Below are 18,664 nucleotides of genomic sequence, written 5' to 3'. Positions count from 1 at the left end.
CTAGTAGTAGGTTAATACAAATTTTTTAGTTGACTTATAATCAGATTTTCCGGGCAACCTGTACTTCATATAAATGTCGTATGTGCCAGATGGTATGCTCGGAAATTGTCCCCATATGATCTTTTCAATTCTTGGGGAAAAAGTTTGGTCATTAATATATCTCTGAACCACCTTATTTTGTATCTCGAAGAAATCGTACGCCATATAATACGGCAAGTTATACCTGAAGCTCAGGTTGTTTGAATAATCCCCTAATGATCCCAGGCTAATATCCGTTGTTGTTAGCTCCCGGTCGTTCTGCTCTTGTTTGATATAGGTGGCCTTCACTGGCACCAACCCAAGTTCACTGACATTCCGGTAGGTAATTTTAATATCTCCGTTAATCGGATATCCGTCATAGATCAAGGGGTGGATGTAATCTTTGTAGTAAGTATTAGCTGCCAGATCTGCTTCCAAAGAGATCAATGGCTCCCCATCCGTAAAGTCTGTTCCAAGTACCTCCGGTCTATCAAAATATTCACTTGTAGTGATATAGGATTTTAGATAGTGAATACCGTAAGGTATTAACAGCCCCTTATAGGTACCATAAACACTTTGAGCGTTTACCTTTGCGGCAAAGGTAGAGTACATGCTTGTTTTCATGTAGGCACTAAACACCGCCTTCTCCTGCAACTCCTCAATAGTTCCCTCAGCCTCCTTTGTTGTCACCTCCATGTCAATATCTTCATCTCCCGTTTCAAGATTGTTAGCCACATCGCTTATGTTCCTGTCTATAGCCCCGGCAGCTTTGGCTGGCAAGTTCACCAGTTCAAAAGCATAGATCTGGTCGTTTTTAAGATTTCCAGGAATACTAAAGTTTACTTCCTTGTTTCCACTGGAATATGTAAAATTAAAAAATGACTTTGTTCCTGAAGTTGCAGTAAACCGTCCTTTTTGTGTCCATTCATCTTCTATCTGGAATAGATAAGGCTGTCCCTTTTTTAGTTTAATATATCCTTTGTTGTACTCGTCTTTGTAAAAGTTCAATTGGTTTACGACCGGATAACTATACGCTACGTTTTCCATAGGAATATGATCTGGGGCCACACCAGAGGTGAATACTGCCTCCATTCTTTCTGTATATTTCTTTCCATCTACCACTACTGGCGCCCAGGCTCCAGAAACACGTTCTTCAAAGCTGACTTGCACGATCACCTTAATTTGCTTTTCTGACGGAAATACATCGAAAGAATTAAAAGCTGCCACATCATGGTGATCATTCCATTGGATTTCTCCTGGTAACTCATAACCACCTGAAACCAGCTTAAACTCATCCAGTTTGATTCTAAATGACTTCTTTTTGTCATCAAGATCAACCATTTCAAAAACCTCATCAACAGGCATATTAAATGCGGCCTGAGGGGTATTAAACACATTAACATCTTTCTCTCCATCGTTCGGTGTCACCTCGGCTATCACTCTTATTCCTTCGACTACACTTCCCGTACCTACTAACTCACATTCTTTGCCCAGGGTAACTTCAAACTTACAATTACCCTTCACCAAACCTCCCAAAACACTAAATCTACCTCCAACCATTCCCCTCATCCAGAATGGGTTGGGCAGCTTCGCCTGTAATACCGCGGCTGCTCCTATGCTTAGAATATCAACGCTCTTTCGCCTTCCGAAAACTTTCACCCGTATGCCTATTCTTCCTTCAAAAAAAGCGTAGGCCTGACCATTCGCATACCATCCATTTATGCCAATGGGGCCACTTGCACCTTTGCAGCTAGCATTACCATAATCTTTTAACATGATATCAAACCCGGCTCCTGCGGCAAATCTAGCGTAGAACATCAGGAATGTGAGGTCGCCTGTATCGATGCCAAACGCCGCTCCAAATGCAAATCCGGCTCCATTTCCTAATGCATTCAGGTCACGCATATAATCAAGGTCTACCCCTCCAAGAATATCAGAAACTTCCGCTGGAGGTGGCGGACTGCCAGGAATACTTGTTCCTACCATGAAATAGCTTGTAGCCTGAGCCCGAATTGGACCGACTCCTATACTAAGTCCAATTCTGTCATCAGGAGTACCAACATATACATACCATTCATCGGGAGCAAAATGAAGCACTGCCCAACCGGCACGACCACCATCACCAACGCCTTTGATAATGCCTGCCGCTACGTTCATATAGGCTTCAAAATTTCCATGAAGCACACGGTTTTCGAAGTCATAGCTAATAAATACATGTGCGGATATCTGCCCTTTCTTTCCCGCAGCATCACCAATTTGTCCGTAAATTTGAGTTGTAGTCTGATCATTCTCAGAATTTGAAGCCAGGAGCGCTCCACCACCAGTTGCCTTTTCAAGCTTGGCTACAGCAGCGGCCATTTTTTGTGTTTTCTCCTGCAGCTTTGCTAATGCCCCGGTCGCTGGAGGGGTCGCTAAATAGCCATTACCTTTAAAGGATATATACCTGATACCCCCACCTTTAAAAAAGGCTACTTCAAAAGTCACATCTCCATTGAAAGCTTCCGGTTTGGGATGTGAACCAATTTCTATGGTGGCTTTAAGACCAAGCCCTGCATTTTCTTTGGGTATATACACAACACCGGAGACCGTCTTTCCCAATTCACTTCCCGCTCCCTGGGTGTCCATAGCCATGCGGTAATAGGCTCCTCCACCAAAGCCATAAACACCTACACCTGTGAATATGGGTATACCTGATGAAAACGAGGCCATCGCATCCGCATACCAATACCGGTAACCGTCAACATTACCGAAAATTGCTGTGGCTTTTACCTTTATTCCAGGTTTAAACTCCGCGTCCACCTGCCCATTAAAGCCTTCTCCGTAAACAGCATCATTTTTATAGAAAGTAAGACTACCTTTAAATTTAAAGGCTCCCCCATCGATGTCAATGGCTATTTTTCTGACATCAATATCTTTATATACCCATTTCTGAGTGCTGGATCCGGCAGGCATCTCGCCTACAATGGTCAAACCGGCATCAGCCGCAAAAGAGCCTCCATCTGAGCCGGTAAGATTTAGCAGCAAGTCAAAATCCAGGCCCACCTCTGTATCGGAGATATTCTTCATCCCGATGTTATTGATGCTTACCGGAAAATTGGCCATCGCCTGCTGGCCTGCCTCGGAACCGAAAGAGAAATTACCGACCTTTATATATGGTTTTACCGATTGGATCTGTAGATTTTCAAAACTTATATCAGCGAGTTCTACACCCTTTTTTGCCTTGCCCAGCTCTGCCGTGATGTTCATGGTACCATGCAAATTGGCCTTCGGCAAAAATTCACCATCTTTTACCTTTACCTCCAGATAAGAAGATGGATATATTTCCACTCTGCTCGTTTTGAACATGGCAAATTCGATACTGTCAGCAGATTCGATATTGAAAATAAATTCATTGTCAGGATTGATAATAGCAGAATATTGAAAGGAGCGATCCTCCTTGCTTACCGGGATCACAATATCGCCACTGAAACTTCCGGCTTTTAATTTATTGGCCTGTAGCTCTATGGAAATCTTATCCAAAGAATATGTCCACCCATTCATATCCCCATCCTGCTTCTGGATCAGATTTGTAGCCACCAGGCTGCCGGTAAAGCCCATATTATCTATCAGTACATCATAAGCACTGAACTTTTTTCTTTCAGTGCTGCCTTTCGACTTAAACTGTTTTGGAAGGGAAATAGTAAGTTCCCTTAGATAAAAGCCTCTCCAGAGTTCAGGGGATTCAGGGAGCATCAATGTTGACTGGTAGTCATCCGGAAATTTTACTGCCGGAGCATTGCGATAGTCTGAAAAGTCGAATACAGCATTGCTCACTTTAAATCCGACTCCCTCCAATCCTTTTACCTGGAAAGCAGGCATTTCAACTTCTGCGATAAGATCGTTCCAGTTGGTAAGTGTGGTATTAAAACTGGCCTTCACGCGACCGCTACCCTGCGACCCATCAGCATTCTCAGGCACGAACATGTCTCTTGAAAAGAGCACATCCGCACCGATGCCCATCATCTTAAATCCATTGCAATCAAACTCTACGTACGTTGATCCGTCTCCCCGAAGGGTCAGAACAGAGTTATCTCCGAATAAATTGATAGGCTGATCTCCGATAAGTTCCAAACGGGCATTTCCTGTTAGTCCACCTGCTTTTGTTAATTTAATATTGGTCCCGCGAAACGCCAGTTTCTTACCACTGGAAGGCTCCTCGAATACCATATAAGCGATCAGGTAAGCTCCGCGTGGAGTCATTACTATACTGTCTAGCGATATACTATACCGCAGCCCACCGACCTCTTTTTTAAGACCGACAGGCATATCGATCAGGGTCTTTTCATCCAGAATCTCAGCATACTTATTATTGGCAATTATAAACTCGTCCAGTTCAAGAGCCCGTTGTAAATGGTACTCCAGCGTATCACTCAGCGGAGCCTCAAAATCCTCAGCATAAAGTGGGTCGGGAAAATTTTCCGTATCAAAAAAATTGCCCAAATCAGCAAATCTCCTCGTTTGAGGGGGTGTATATGCTGATGCAGAAGTTGATATTGCACCTACTATTGTTTGCTCTTCCTTTTCAGAGGTGGATTTTTTATTTCCCTTATCTCCGGTTGCAGGATCTGTAAAGGAATAGCTATACAAACTCGTTATAAGGAGAAGGAATATCGTTAAGTGTTTCTTCATTTCAGATCCAAACTTTACTCGATTTTCACCAATTTCTTTTGTGATTTGCGACTGAGCACACCTGAGGTGGTAATTGCTGCAATCTCAAATATATATTTGCCTTTTTCTTCAAAATTCTTAGTCCAGAGCATCTGTCCAGGCTTTTCAATAGTTTCAATAAGTTGCCCATTAAGGTAGACGTGGTATCCCTTCACATCTCTTATAAAAGCATCATAATCCCATATAAGAGTTATTGCTCCATCCTTATAGTATGCTTTTTCAATTTCAATGTTAGGTAGGCTTGAAGATGGCACGAGCACTTCTACCACTTCACTGGGCTTGCTTCTTTTAAGCCGGGGAAAATTTTGCAATCCCATAACAGCAAAACGGTATTTAGCTGCACGGTTATTTGTAAGCTTGTATTTGTAGCTTGTTTTATATACTACCCCTGCCTTGCCTAAGATCAGAAGGTCTTCCTTAGGCGGAAAATTAGTCAGGATATTGTATCCTGTGGTGAGTGTGTCACCGGCATCTTTTTCCCAGTTAAGCAGAATATATCTTTCATTATTTTCAACCACAAAACTGGCGCTCAACCCCTTCGGCGGGGGTAGCTCCTGAGCCATGGCTACGTAGTTAAAAGCCATCAATATAATAAGTAATACTTTTTTCATAGTTACCTTATTTCAAATTTTCTGGGATCCGACCTTTCACTTTGCACATCGCTCGTGCTAACAGCCACTATTTCATAGGTATAGTTACCCGCATCCAGTTGAGGGGAAATCCACTGCCGGGCACTGGCATTCAGCGCCCCTTCATCAGCTATAAGCTCTCCATTTTGATACAACCTAAACCCGGCCAGATCGGTAATATCATCGTCATACTTCCAGTTAAGCGTTATAACATTACCATCTTTGGCAATTGGCCAGATGTTGATAAATGGCAGTGATTTCGAGGGGACAGTAATCGTTACTTTCCCACTCAGTGGACTTTCCTCGTTTTGCTCGTTGACGGCACTTACGGCAAAACTGTAGTTAGCAGCCCGATCTCTGTAGACTGAATAAGTATATGACTCGGTAGTCACAGGTTCTATGCTACCTTCTTTTACCACCCGATCCTGATTGGGACTACTTGTATAGATAAGGTATTCACGAACATGATCAGCATTCTGGGCTGGTTTTGTCCATGTCAGGTTCACAACAACCTCTTCTCCCGAAAAACTGACTTCACCCTGTAGATCCAGCGGCTGAGAAGGCCGGGTATTTGCCCTGTTGAAGAATATCTTCCGGTTACTCCAAAGCTCGAGGCCATCAGTTTTAACTGCTATTACCCTGAAATGGTAGTAGGAATTATCTGCTGTGGGCAAATTATTATAGCTAAACGCCCTTGTAGAAGGTGGTAGGAGATCAGAAATATTATCAAACTGTAATCCGTCTTTTTGCTTGAGCTGTACATAAAAACCGGCAATTGATAGTTCAGATGCACCATCAAACTTCCATTCAAAGTTCAGGGAGTGATCCTTCTGCGGATCCTTTAGAACCGGCGGCTGGACCTCTGCTGCATGAGTGGCTGCTGTCACTTCCAGTTCAGCCATATTTCCCCTTGTATTAAATATAGTGGCTGGAGCTGCAGCGTATGTATAACTTTTTTCAGTATCTATATCTTCATCTTTGTAGAACAGCGTAGATTTCTTATCATTTAATGGCACCCAAATAGGACTATCATTGAGCTTTGTAAAACCTTGTGCTCCCTCTTCTTTTCTATATATATTGAACCCATTCAAAATTTTATAAGATTTATAAGCCTCTACATCCAGCTCCCAGGTCAGTTCTACAGTCTTCCGCCTTTGGTTGACCTTGCTGGTTCCCTGAAGGGGCACGTTAATTTCTGGCGATGTATTGTAAACCCAACTAAAAGTAGAAACAGGATCATTGCTTTCTCCGGTGTTATAAACTGGAAACAAACCATAAGTGTATTCACGTGCTTGAGGAATGTCGGTGTCAACATAGCCAAAACCCGCAATTAAGGCTACATCAAAATCCAAATTCAACATAACGGAAATACCCTTTACAGCATGCTCGTCAGTCATGACTGTAATGAGCTGATCGGTACTAATAGAATTGAGACTGCCAGACGATATCAACCGGCTTCTTTTATCTTCCAGCCGGTTTACCTCCCCCCTACTAAGCCCGAGGTTATCCAAGGGTTTTCCTTCAAAAGTTCCCGGAACAATAAGCGTATTGTTGAGCTTTTCCCAACTTCCATCTGATTGTCTTTTTATGTAAAACCCCTTTAAGCCCTCGTCCCATTGTTTCTTAGGTATCCAAAACAGCCGTACTTCATCTTTTCTTCCTTCACCAAGAAAAAGGATATCCTGTGCCCAGGTTTGGATAGTAAAAAACAATAGAAAAAATATAATACCTACACTCTTCATCATCTTCTAAAAACTTTTCTCGATTGAAACTGATCTTTCGAAGTCAACCAACGTACTTTGCACGGTTACCTTTGCATCGCCTTTTAAATAGCCCTGATTATTTTGATAGCTAACTTCCCCATTACACGTCACAGACGCTGAGCCATAAACGGACCCCAAAACATTGTAGACTCGCAGACTCCCACTTCCTAAAATATTGACAGCAAGCCTGCCGGAGAAACCATTTTCGTTAAGGTCCGCCCGAATGCTTGAGTTAAATCCCAATTCCAGGCTTCCCTCTACATTAGCTACAGTCCAGTCGTAACTAAATGACTTGCTATAGTAATAAGAAGCTTGTCCGCTGAGGTATCCGGTAATTTTGGAGCTGGATCTGGTAATAGAGGTATTACCCACAAATGTGATTTCTCGGAATAAGGCAGCCCTTACTCCTCCTTCTACACTCCAGTTTTCATTTCCATAAGCAAAGTTTACGCTCGCAGGAGAGGTGGTTTCAAAAACAAATCCTGAGTTGGCAGGAATAGAAACCTCTGTCTGCAGCGAGCCATCAATGGTATTGTCCGGCAGGTAGTAGTTGACGTTAAAGTCGGATTTGATCACCGGGTTATTTCTAGGAGCTTGTATGCTACCCAGGAGGCTCAATTGCAACTTATCATTCCCGAACTGCACCACAGAGGTTCCCTCGGCTGAGAACATATTGGCAACATCCGAAACGCCCAAGGTCAACCCTATTAAGTAGTTGTGTTGTCTTGGACCTCCGGTAAATCTTCCGGCATTAAAATTCAGATAGTAGTTATATCCGAGCTGGCCACCTACTTTTGTTAGTTGAAGTCCTGTAGGACCGAGGGGTATCCCCTTATCGGCTTCAGCAGCTAAGCGCAGATAGCCATAGGTATAATCCTTCTCTGTACCGAAATCAAGCGCTCCGCTAACTGCTATAAACTTGATATCACCGTCAAATTTACCATGGAAACCACTGTCTTTAAATGTAGCATCAAATTTCATCGCCACCATAGGCTTTTTCAGCTCCCCTGCAATCCTTCCTACTGAAATAGCCCCGTCTTTGTCAATGATAAATTTATCTACTGCTAATTTGCCAACGTCATCAATTTCGACTTTGGCAGTAATAGAAAGTTTCTGATTAACATACGATGACTTGGTTAACTCAAAGTTGAAGTTCTTATAAGCAACGGCTCCGCTAGCCTCCCATACCTTCAATTCGCCTGATTCAAGCTTGAATTTAGAAATGTTTAGATCAGCATTAAACTGCGGATGGCTTGCTTTAAGGTTACCTTCAATTTTCTTCAGTTCCAGTTCATCGTTAAAATCGGCTTTCACATTCAGGTCTTTCAAAGTCATCCCGAACGCAGAAACGCTGCTTTCGGAAGTCAATAATTCAGCAGCAAAGTTGTTGTCTACTCCGTAATTAAGCCCAACTTTAAAAGTACCCTCCACTCCGGTGATGTTGGTAACGGTCAGCTTACCCAAACCACTATGCACATTAAATCGATTCACGCTGTCAGCAAAATTGAGTTGAACATCCATCTCCAGTTTATCAACTTTTACATCAAATCCACCTGTGCTGTAGGACGCTCCCTGAAGGGCTGTAATCTTTCCTGTAAGTATTCCCTCTTTGCTCAATGTTCCATTGCGCAGACTGGCTATCTCTTGTCCCTTCTTTTCTACCAAAAGATTTACTTTTTTGATCCCTCCGAAGTCGAAAGACCCCTTAAACTCTTTACCTGCCTCAAAATTGAACTTAAACTCACCCTCCAGCCCCTTCTTTAGAGTGACTAGTTGGTGGAGCTTTTTATCTTCAGTAAGTGATGCTTTCAATTTAATAAAGCTCTCCCCACTGATCGTAACATTTTCAGCCACAGTGTTCGGATCAGAAGTGAACTCCCCGTCAGAAGCTATCTTTATATTAAGGCCTTTGATGTCTGATTTGATACCATATATTTCTCCAATGGGAATATTTGTACCGTCCATTGTGATCTCTAGCGCACGATAAATATCCTTATTCTTGTGCTTAGTAAACTTAACTTTCGCTCCGGCAATGACCTTCTCCTTATCTACCCCTTTGGCCGTCTTCATTTTTAGGCGAAAAGATGCTTCAGCTTCATATTCTCTCCAGGTACCTCCCTTCAATTGCTCCGTTTCGCCAGTAATGGCAACTGTTAAAGGACCGCAGTAAATACTACCGGAAACACTAGCATTGTAGCCTCCGAAATTAACATTACCTTGCCGGTCAATCGTGAAGTCTTCAACGGATGCAGCAATGGTCATATCACCATTCTTCACTTCTACATTGGCGTCAATAACAATTACATCTGATTCTACATTATAATTTGTATTGGTAATATTGACTGTTAATCCATCGTAAATCACCTGTCCATTGCCCTGAAACTTCGTAAGCTTACCATCTAAAAATTCAAATTCCTGAATATTGATGGCACCGTTAATCTCAGCATGCCGGATCTTGAATGATCCGCTCACCTCTTTCACCTCAAATGTCCGGGTCATCAGGGCTCGGATGTTCATATTGGAAAACGCAAGTCCATATCCGGATAAGTTATTACTGATGATGCTGGTTGTAAAAATATCTTCCCGGATATCCAGACCTATAAGTAGCGTACCCTCTAAGCCCTGCATCCTGGAAAATGTAAATTGCCCGGTTCCGGCATTGATCTTCAGCCCCTGTAGCAATGAATAAGTTATATTTGCATCAAACTTGTCTACGGAAACTGTTAGGCCATCTGACTGGTATTTTACAACTCCGGATCGTGCACTCACATCGCCTGTAAGGATACCTTCGTCATTGAACACACCGTTAGACAGGGAACCCAACACCTGGCCCTGTTTTACCAGGTCAATATTAATATCTTTAATACCGCCAAAGCTGAAAAATCCTTTGAAAGTGCTGGTTTCATTGTAGTTAAATTTAAAATCGCCATTGATGCCCTTTTTAACCAGAAGCACGCTATCAACAAGCTTATCTTCATTGAGTGCAGCGTTTAATCCAACTGAACCTTTTATTTTTCCTTCTGCATCTATATCCAGATCGATACTGGTTACACTAACATCAATAAACTTGATCGAACCTAGTTTCACACCGGATTTATGTGACCACGTAATTGAAACATCTTTGTATTCATCATTTTCACAATGTTTTTTAAATGAAATCCGTGCGCTATCAATATTACCCTGTAAACTCAAATCATCCTGACCATTGAGTTGAATAATAAATGAAGCTTTTACATTTTCAAACTTACAATAGCCGTCAGAATCAGCGCCCGATGATTCAGGTGGTTCTGCAAATCTTATACTTAGAGGCCCAAAGGCAAAATCGGCATCTGCAATGGTAGAGGTGCCATCGGTTGAACCTCCTCCATTGCCTCCTGAGCCGCTACCAGAATTTTCATTGGTATCTACAGTAGTTACTCCGCCAGGACCTACGGTTGTGGATTCTCCATCGGGACCGGTAAATACGACATCACGACCAGGCTCAACACGCACTGTATCTCCTTCCGTAGTAACTACAATAACAGTCCCTGTAGAATCTGTGAAAATGTTATCAATAGGCGCATCTATATTGACAGAGTCTGCAGGTGAGTCCTCTCCACCCTCGCTTTCACCTTCATCTCCCGCGCTGCCATCGTCACTGTCAGTTTCTCCCTGGTCCTCATCAGGGGTTGTTCCATCGTAGATCATACCACTGTTTGGATCCCAGTAAGTGTAAACATTCCCTTCTATTACTCTATAGTCGGTGTTTACCCTAATATTTTCAAAAGTGGTTCTAACTTTGACATACTTCAGAAATGGAATTTCCGCCTTTCCTCCTCCACTGAAAGTACCTCCGCTACCGGTTACACTGTCTACTCTCACATCAAAATCACCCGCGTAAATATAGTCTCCGGGTTGTAGCGACTCTAATAACTGCTGATTATCCAGGTTAAAATCAGCCATCTCGGTACCACATGCAAATTCCGTCTCCGCTCTATCTTCCGTTGTTACTTTAGCGACCGGAGAATATTCGCCAACGATAGAACCACAACTGGCACCTACTTGATATTCGTAAGTGGTACCTGGTTTCAATGAATTCACCTCCAACTCTTCAAAAAACAGATCTTCGTCTATCCATTCAGCATCTTTTGTGTCTGCCTCACGATACCTGACAGCAAACGAGGTATGGTTGAACTGTGCCTGCCAATCCAATTTAAAGCGAGTGCTACTTAGTGGTTGAGCGGAAATATTATCGGGCAAATTGCAAGGATCACCATAGATAAACATGTGCGTCTGGCTATAGCCCTGGTTTTTGAAGAGATCCAATTCTTCTATTCCAACAATGCTCTTTGCTCTTATCCTGAACGCATAATGCCTTCCGGGCTCCAGGGGAGTCTCTGCCGGACCATATATCAAAGTAGTACTTTGTGTGGTAGTTTCATATATCGGTGGCGTAGTAAGTATCGCATCATTGGGATTCCTGCCCTCGGGCCATATTTCCACCAACGAAAACTCATACTCTGTTGTAAAAGCTGAATTAGGGGAACCTGTATGTCTCGGGGTCCACTGAAAGGTGATGTATTGAGGGTCCTGTGCCTTAAGCTTTTCTCCGTTTCTTGGTAAATTAATGATCGGGGGATCGTTAAGGATCAGCCAGGCCACTGCACAGGCCGAATTGGAGATCTTCACGCCCCTGTTATACTCCAGCACCTCAAAGCAAAACTGATATACTCCTTCGGGAAGCGCTCCTGTTTTTTCAAACTGCTGCCTGGTAATACCCTGAAAGTTTAGATTGCCAGGGTTAAAATAATTGATCAAATCGGCCGCTATCAACCGCTCAGGAACACCTCCCTGCAGGACCATTGGCGGTGGCAGGTATTCCGGTTTTGTCTCTATCCTTATACCTGAACCTTCTATCCTCAGTCTAAGCCTAACATTCAATTCGGGACGGTTAATGTCCGCAAGGAAAATGTTTAAAGCCAACCTTTCAGACCCTGGAGTGATGTAATCTGCCAAATACACCGAGTACGGAGGTATAATGGTAGTGGTAGCCTGCACCGGGTAGGTTTGGCTATAACCTGAGAGGCAGGTTAGCAGAATTAGGAAGGATATGAGTATTTTCTTTATCATTAAACTGTCAGTACCTTGATTTATTGGATTACCTGATTATCTTGATTTCTAAGCGTCCTGAATTTGTTATTGTGCACTCTTTTAAATTGCAGACTTCGTGCTCCGAAATTTATCAACAGCCCTATTTCCAGATTGTAGGCTTCTAAATAGTTCATTGCCTGTGCTAAATGAACATCTTCCATTTGTATCACAGCTTTAAGTTCCACCATCACCTTATCTTCAACCAGAAAGTCAACACGTCTTAATCCTACTTCAATTTCCCGATAAAAAATGGGGATTTCTTTCTCTCGTTCGTACCCTATGCCCGCCTCCCCAAGTTCAATAGCCAGACACCTCTGATATATGACCTCCTGAAAGCCGTTCCCAAGCGTTGAATGCACCTTCATAGCACATCCAATTATCTGTTTGGTTAGCTCTCCATATTTCATATCTTTAATCACGGTCATCCTGCAATCCTTATAATCATGGTACTGACAATAAATTATCTACTACTAAAACTATAGCTATACCCCAGCGTACCTGTAAATTCTGTAAATGAACTGGCTCCTCCTTCGCTATCCGTTTCTCTATTCACAGTTACCAGACTTAGATTAAAGTTGTGCTTCTTTTTAATAATATAACCTCCGGCAACTCTTAGATTCGCTACTCTGCTCATCTTATCACCATTGGTATATGATTCATTCCATGAGGTTGAAATGCTCACTCTCATCTTCCTTTCCATTAAAGTCTTACTAACAGCCAGGGTGGGGCCTAATGTCATTGAATTTATAGTAGCAGCTTTATTCTCATTATAATTAAAAGCTCCGGTAATGGTAAGATTACGAGGCACAAGACTTACACTATAAGCCGCGTTGGCCATATAGAATTGGCTTCCACTATTTTGTTCTACACCACCTTGCTGATCGGAAGCATCCTGGAATGTAAGGTTAAGATTAATATTTTGCCTTCTCTCCTTGTCGGCACGGAGGACATAATTAGTATTTAAAGTGGCGTTCTGAGAAATCTGAGTGAAGTTCAGGGTATCCAGATTATCGTAAGGCGTCAATTGGTTGATATCTAAAAATTGCGACCTGATGTTAGTAAAAGTTTGGAAGTTAGAATAAGAAGCTGAAAAGTTTAACCTTTCACTGGCAGCATAACCAATATTCATTGATCCTACAACTCTTTTCATTGTGCTCACCTTTGTGTTATCAAGATTATCCCGCTGTACCCCAACATTAGCCGCCACATTTACTTTCCCACCGAAAAATGCGGTAGCAGTATTCATGGTAATGCTCTCCATATCGTTGTTAAAGAAATATGCACCAAGTGTTCTGTAACCCGGATCAATACGCTCATAGCCAAAACCTATAGAATAGGCATCGGCCTGGTAATTTACCCCAGTTTTGAATGCGCTGTAATAAGAAGAGGATAATCGGGGTGTAAACAGAGGACCTGCATTATCAAAGATTTTGTTACTCTCCAAACTAGCTTCCGGTGCTCGGGTGTCTCTGGTTATACCACTTATGGCATATTCTGCCATTAACACTATCCTGGAAAACAACTCTTTACCACCAGCTACGCTTAATACAAGATTTTCCTCAGGAAGAATGTCGTCCCCATCCGGAACATATGATATTGAGTTCTCTTCATCTTTGGCCCGAAATGCGATAATATTGACAAAATCATTACCATCTGCATACCCTGCCTTAACGCCATACCCCATTCTCTTAAATGCCGGCACTACAGTTCCCTCACTGGTCGAATCAGGCTCCACGGCTTTCTGAAGCCTGCCATACATGGCACTAACATTCCATTTCCCCGGTCTTGCCTCTATCCCTGCTCCCAAAAAAATATGTCCGGCCAGAGTGTATGGTGAAAAATTCATGCTTGCGTATCCCAGGTGCCCGGTCACCCACTTATAGGTGGGATGCAAACCATATTGATTGAAAGGCTGCTGAAAAGAACCCTGTTGATTAGAATAGGTAAAAGATAATGGAACACTCCACCCATAAAGGTTGAAATTAATGTTACCAGAGGCATAATAGGAATATGGATCCCTTCTGGACTCCATACCATCAACAGCATAGAGGATTTGATTTAAGGAAACACCACCCGTTATTGTTAAGGGACTCTCCTTTCCAACAGCTTCAAGGTTTTGGGAATGGACGTTACTGCCTACACCACAAAGAGCTGTGATAGTAAATAATATCCACTTACACCAATAACCCGAATTCCTATTACTCAAAAAGTTCAATTTTTTAAAATTATAATATAAATCAAACTTCTAAGATAATAGGATGAATTATATGTTGCGACACGCATTCTAAAAATAAATGTATGGTATTTTAAACTTTTTGTCGTTTCTAATCATAGTATTTAAAAAATATCTTAAATACCATGTAAATATAACTATCTCCTCATAAGAATTATGTTCTAAATTAGCGTTTTCATTTCAAAAATACCAAATTTTTCTTAATATATAATAATAAACATACACATGTACTATTTTATGTTATTTTTATTAAACAATATAAACCAGATATTTCAAAGTTTCTCAAGACAGAGGAACATTGAAATTTTTATCCTTCTCATTCTACACAATTTTGTTAAAATAGCACCAGCTATTACCATTCGAAAATATGCAGTGTCCCCTCCTGATCAAGTATATACATTCTATCCTCATGAAACTGCGGAGAATAGCAAGGCGAATTAAGCTCACTTAAATACTGGCTAAAAGCAATTTCCCCTGTGTCTGGCACCCCCGTCCGAATAAAAAGTACTTCCCCTCATGCCTGTCCAAATACCATATTCTGCCATTGTAATGAACAATATCAGGTTTATAACTAACCAGGGGGATAGTAATCCCGTTAACTTCTATATCCTTCCCCAGAGTCGTTTCCAACAAAGTCTCACCCTGGCCCAAATCTATAACAGCATAAAAAATACCCATGGCGAGGTAGGCCTTCGAACCGATTATGTGTAGCACTATAAGGAATCAATTTATAAAAGATCTCTCAAATCCAGAGTTTGATGAACTCGGGAAGTTGAAATGGATATTTAATAAAACTAATTTCGATGAGTTAAGTTTGAGGGAAAATATTTTGAAGGCGTTGAAGAAATCGGATGGGCGCTTCGTGGTCCATTTTGCCATCTCCATCCAGATCCCAGTCTACCTGAATGCCTGCATGCATTCTCACATCCCATCGCACTGCCGCCTGGGCGTATATCCTGTTTAGCTCATTGGCCAGTGAGGTCTGGTTGTAAGGATATCCATTACCGTTGACCGGAACAATGTAAACTTTATTGTAGACCTGATCATAGCTGATCACGTTCAGTTTGCCCACCACTTCCTCGGTATCCTTACCCTCTTCATCTTTGCGAATGACATATACCAACACCTCTTCCACATTTTCATGCGTGGTTCCGATGACACTCAGCTTCTTTTTATTGTCATCCATTCCTGCCTGAGCCGAAAGTGTCCTGGTGGCAGTTTTGAAGCCTATGGCATCAGGGAAAGCTGCCTGCCGGTCTGCCTGAGCATTCTGCACATCTACATAGTCGATGCCACCACTCTGAACAGATTTCCAGGGGATGATATACTGTTCTTCATGGATCACAGCGGTATTGTAGTTATTCAGATGTGCATCGTATTCCTTCTTGTCGAAGCCATAGGTTTGATTTGGATTTTTGTCAAACACAATAAGATATTGTGTACTGTCTGTCACCGCAGGTGGTGTATTATCTCCATCTTGATTCGACCCTCCGGTATTATGAACATTTCCATTGCCATCCACTATTACAGTATTTCCGGCACTGTCGGTAATTCCTCTACCACATCATCATTGAGTGACCGACTCTTAACGCTGTTTAACACCCTTATTAGAGCACCCTCATCACCCAAACGTGCCATTACCAGGTATGCACTCCATTTAGCGTTCCTTCCAATGCTTTGGTTTGCCAGGTTCCTTAATACATCCATATCATTAGGACCACCAACAAACCCGGTCAGCATGATTACTTTGTCCAGGTGCGGCTGCTTTGGATCAGGTAAGGCGGTAAGAGAGTTAGTGGACGCAGGTGTAAAATCATCTTTTTGAAAATAGGTTAATCCGGTAGCTACTCTGCCAATTACGCCAGAATCCTTATCTCTCAGTGCGGAAATTAGAACGCCAACAACTTCTTGTCTAACGCTATTGTTGTCACTACCTAATGCAATTCTCTTTGACAGATCATAAGCCATTGCACGTACAGACACCACGCTATCACTATAATACTGCTCCAAAGCATTGATCAAAGCTGATGCGTTCTGCTGATCGGTGATGATTTCACGTGGTACAGCCTGAAGGGAACCTTCTCTGATATCCAGCATATAAGCGTCAAGCATATCAACAGAAGACTGACCAGCAACCTGATCAGCGGCTGACAAACACAAAGAAATAGTTAGGAGAATTGTTATTTTATTCACTTTACGGGATAAATTTGGTTAGGAGTTACAAAGGCTAGTGATGAAGCAAAAAGCTGCTAAACAGACAGATTGACATAATTTCAAAAATAGTTCAATCTACAAATTAATATATACCAATCAGAAGATTCAAGAAAAATATTAATTATTTTATGTTTTACTGTAATATGCGTTCAAACATCTAATTTGTACACTAATGTTGAGTTAAGCGTACTGTGCCGTATAAGTTGCTGTTATTTTTGTTCCAGGCAAAGCAAAAAATATGAGCATCCCGAAAGCTTTCGGGATGCTCATATTTTTTAAGGCAGCATGGAACAAAAATAACAAAGCTTGGTATGGCTAAAGTATGCTTAACTCAACATTAGCTGATAGTGATAAAAAAAGTAAAAGGTAAACTTCAAACTGAACCAGCATCACACCTTCTGTAGCATCATTCTTATTTTATCCACTTTCTGATCATTAAGCGGCTTGGAGAGAAATTGGATAACGTCCACATTTACCTTTACCTTTTCTTTGTCTCTTAGATTGTCAGAACTGGTGAGTATTACAATGGAACTTTTCTTTTTGATTTTCTCCGGAAATTTGGAGAACTCGTATAGGAATCTAAACCCATCTATAACCGGCATATTGAGATCCAGAAAGATTACTTCAGGAAGATCCTCCAATGCTGAAGACCCTAAATAATCAAGTGCGGTACGTCCGGAATTAAAAGTTAAAAGTTTCTTAGCAAAACGATTAAACTCTAAGATCTTTTGATTTATAAAAATGTCAATTTCATTATCATCAACCAACATGACAACCTCGGCACATGGTCTGTTCATCTATCCCTGAAATTCTGGTCCAAAAAATTTAGGCTATTATAATTATTCGTATAGTTGAATCCAATCGTTGCTATGCTGTTTTTCGCATATTGAAGGAAATATCCTATTTATTAAATATTTGTAAACATATATATCTGCCTCTTCTTATAAATAAGTGAAACAGAGCTTTTAATTTTAACCTGATCTAAGTCAAAAAATCCGTTTTATGTTTCATACGCAAAAAAAATATATTAAAATTGGAGAATCATATATTAACTTTGAAAACTATGAATTATAAACAACTAGGATCCTTATGTTTATCCTTAATTTTACTTGGTGGGCTATTTTCTTGTGGTAATCAAACCAGCGAAGAAAAAAAGGATCAAGCCGCTGAAGAATTTGACCGGGCGGAATCTGATCTGAAAGAACAGATCCAGGAAGTAGTTTATGAAATACCGTCCCCATCTGAGATACCCTTCCTTCTCGAAGCAACAGGTGCAGAATTTAACCAGTCATTGATCAATGATAATAATAAGGCCGATCGATACGCTTCACGAAATGACAAAGCAGCTTTAAACCTTGGGATATACGCTGCCGATATTGGATACCTTGTTTCTTATGACAAAGTTCAGGAAGCACTTACCTACATGAGCTCAGCAAAAAAACTGGCTGACAACCTTGGTGTTACTGGCGCTTTTGATACCCAGCTCATCAAAAGATTTGAAAGTAACCTTTCAAGAAAAGACTCTTTGTCATACCTCTTAAATGAAACTATTCACCATACGGAAGCATACCTGAAAGATGATGACAGAAATAAACTGGCCGCACTGATCATCACCGGAAGCTTTATCGAAGGATTATATATATCTACCGAATTGATCAAAACGTACCCTAAAGATATTCTTCCCGATGATAGCAGAAATCTCGTTTTGACTCCGCTTATCAGGGTGGTGCTTGAGCAGGAAAAATCTCTTAAGGACCTTATAAAAATGCTTGGAACTGTTGAGAACAGTGCACCAGTGGATAAATTGATCACAGACCTTCGCGAACTGGAAAAAGATTACGATTCGCTTAACATCGCTGATCAAATACAGAAAAACCGCGCTGATCTTGTATTAACTGACGACACACTGGCTGAAATAACTTCTAAAGTAGCTGAGATCAGAAATTCTATTACTGAATAAAAAAATGATA

11 protein-coding genes are annotated in these 18,664 nt (G+C 41.5%); 1 reads left to right on the top strand and 10 read right to left on the bottom strand.

What is annotated here, in order from left to right; translation table 11 throughout:
• From C900_RS03615 to C900_RS03565, 10 genes are all read right to left on the bottom strand, one after another.
• Nucleotides 1-4,686, bottom strand: coding sequence for a hypothetical protein (locus C900_RS03615; RefSeq protein WP_040495492.1), 4,686 nt, complete (start codon nucleotides 4,684-4,686; stop codon nucleotides 1-3).
• 14 nt (nucleotides 4,687-4,700) lie between these two features.
• On the bottom strand, nucleotides 4,701-5,336 hold the full coding sequence (locus tag C900_RS03610) for a hypothetical protein (RefSeq protein WP_009578238.1): 636 nt from the start codon (nucleotides 5,334-5,336) through the stop codon (nucleotides 4,701-4,703).
• A gap of 2 nt (nucleotides 5,337-5,338) precedes the next feature.
• Nucleotides 5,339-7,099: a fibronectin type III domain-containing protein gene (locus tag C900_RS03605; protein WP_040495490.1), complete on the bottom strand. Its 1,761-nt coding sequence runs from the start codon at nucleotides 7,097-7,099 to the stop codon at nucleotides 5,339-5,341.
• A 3-nt stretch (nucleotides 7,100-7,102) separates the two neighbouring features.
• Nucleotides 7,103-12,226 carry a fibronectin type III domain-containing protein gene (locus C900_RS03600; RefSeq protein WP_009578236.1) on the bottom strand — a complete coding sequence of 1,708 codons (5,124 nt, stop codon included), beginning with the start codon at nucleotides 12,224-12,226 and terminating at the stop codon, nucleotides 7,103-7,105.
• 20 nt (nucleotides 12,227-12,246) lie between these two features.
• Nucleotides 12,247-12,654 carry a GxxExxY protein gene (locus C900_RS03595; RefSeq protein WP_009578235.1) on the bottom strand — a complete coding sequence of 136 codons (408 nt, stop codon included), beginning with the start codon at nucleotides 12,652-12,654 and terminating at the stop codon, nucleotides 12,247-12,249.
• A gap of 53 nt (nucleotides 12,655-12,707) precedes the next feature.
• Nucleotides 12,708-14,453: a TonB-dependent receptor gene (locus C900_RS03590; RefSeq protein WP_009578234.1), complete on the bottom strand. Its 1,746-nt coding sequence runs from the start codon at nucleotides 14,451-14,453 to the stop codon at nucleotides 12,708-12,710.
• A gap of 474 nt (nucleotides 14,454-14,927) precedes the next feature.
• Nucleotides 14,928-15,194, bottom strand: a complete 267-nt coding sequence (locus C900_RS03580) for a hypothetical protein (protein ID WP_040495486.1) — start codon at nucleotides 15,192-15,194, stop codon at nucleotides 14,928-14,930.
• A gap of 94 nt (nucleotides 15,195-15,288) precedes the next feature.
• Nucleotides 15,289-16,002: a hypothetical protein gene (locus C900_RS03575; protein WP_009578232.1), complete on the bottom strand. Its 714-nt coding sequence runs from the start codon at nucleotides 16,000-16,002 to the stop codon at nucleotides 15,289-15,291.
• A gap of 2 nt (nucleotides 16,003-16,004) precedes the next feature.
• On the bottom strand, nucleotides 16,005-16,673 hold the full coding sequence (locus tag C900_RS03570; RefSeq protein WP_157493878.1) for a hypothetical protein: 669 nt from the start codon (nucleotides 16,671-16,673) through the stop codon (nucleotides 16,005-16,007).
• 410 nt (nucleotides 16,674-17,083) lie between these two features.
• Nucleotides 17,084-17,491 (bottom strand): response regulator, encoded by a 408-nt coding sequence (locus tag C900_RS03565; RefSeq protein WP_040495484.1) that lies wholly within the window; start codon nucleotides 17,489-17,491, stop codon nucleotides 17,084-17,086.
• 266 nt (nucleotides 17,492-17,757) lie between these two features.
• Here C900_RS03565 and C900_RS03560 point away from each other — a divergent pair, with 266 nt between their 5' ends.
• Nucleotides 17,758-18,654, top strand: coding sequence for a hypothetical protein (locus C900_RS03560; protein WP_009578228.1), 897 nt, complete (start codon nucleotides 17,758-17,760; stop codon nucleotides 18,652-18,654).
• Nucleotides 18,655-18,664: the final 10 nt, after the last annotated feature.

The sequence above is a fragment of the Fulvivirga imtechensis AK7 genome (assembly GCF_000331535.1).
In the GTDB taxonomy this organism is placed as follows: Bacteria; Bacteroidota; Bacteroidia; order Cytophagales; family Cyclobacteriaceae; genus Fulvivirga; species Fulvivirga imtechensis.
Note: the sequence above shows the minus strand (reverse complement) of the source record. Positions and strands in the feature narration are given on the sequence as shown.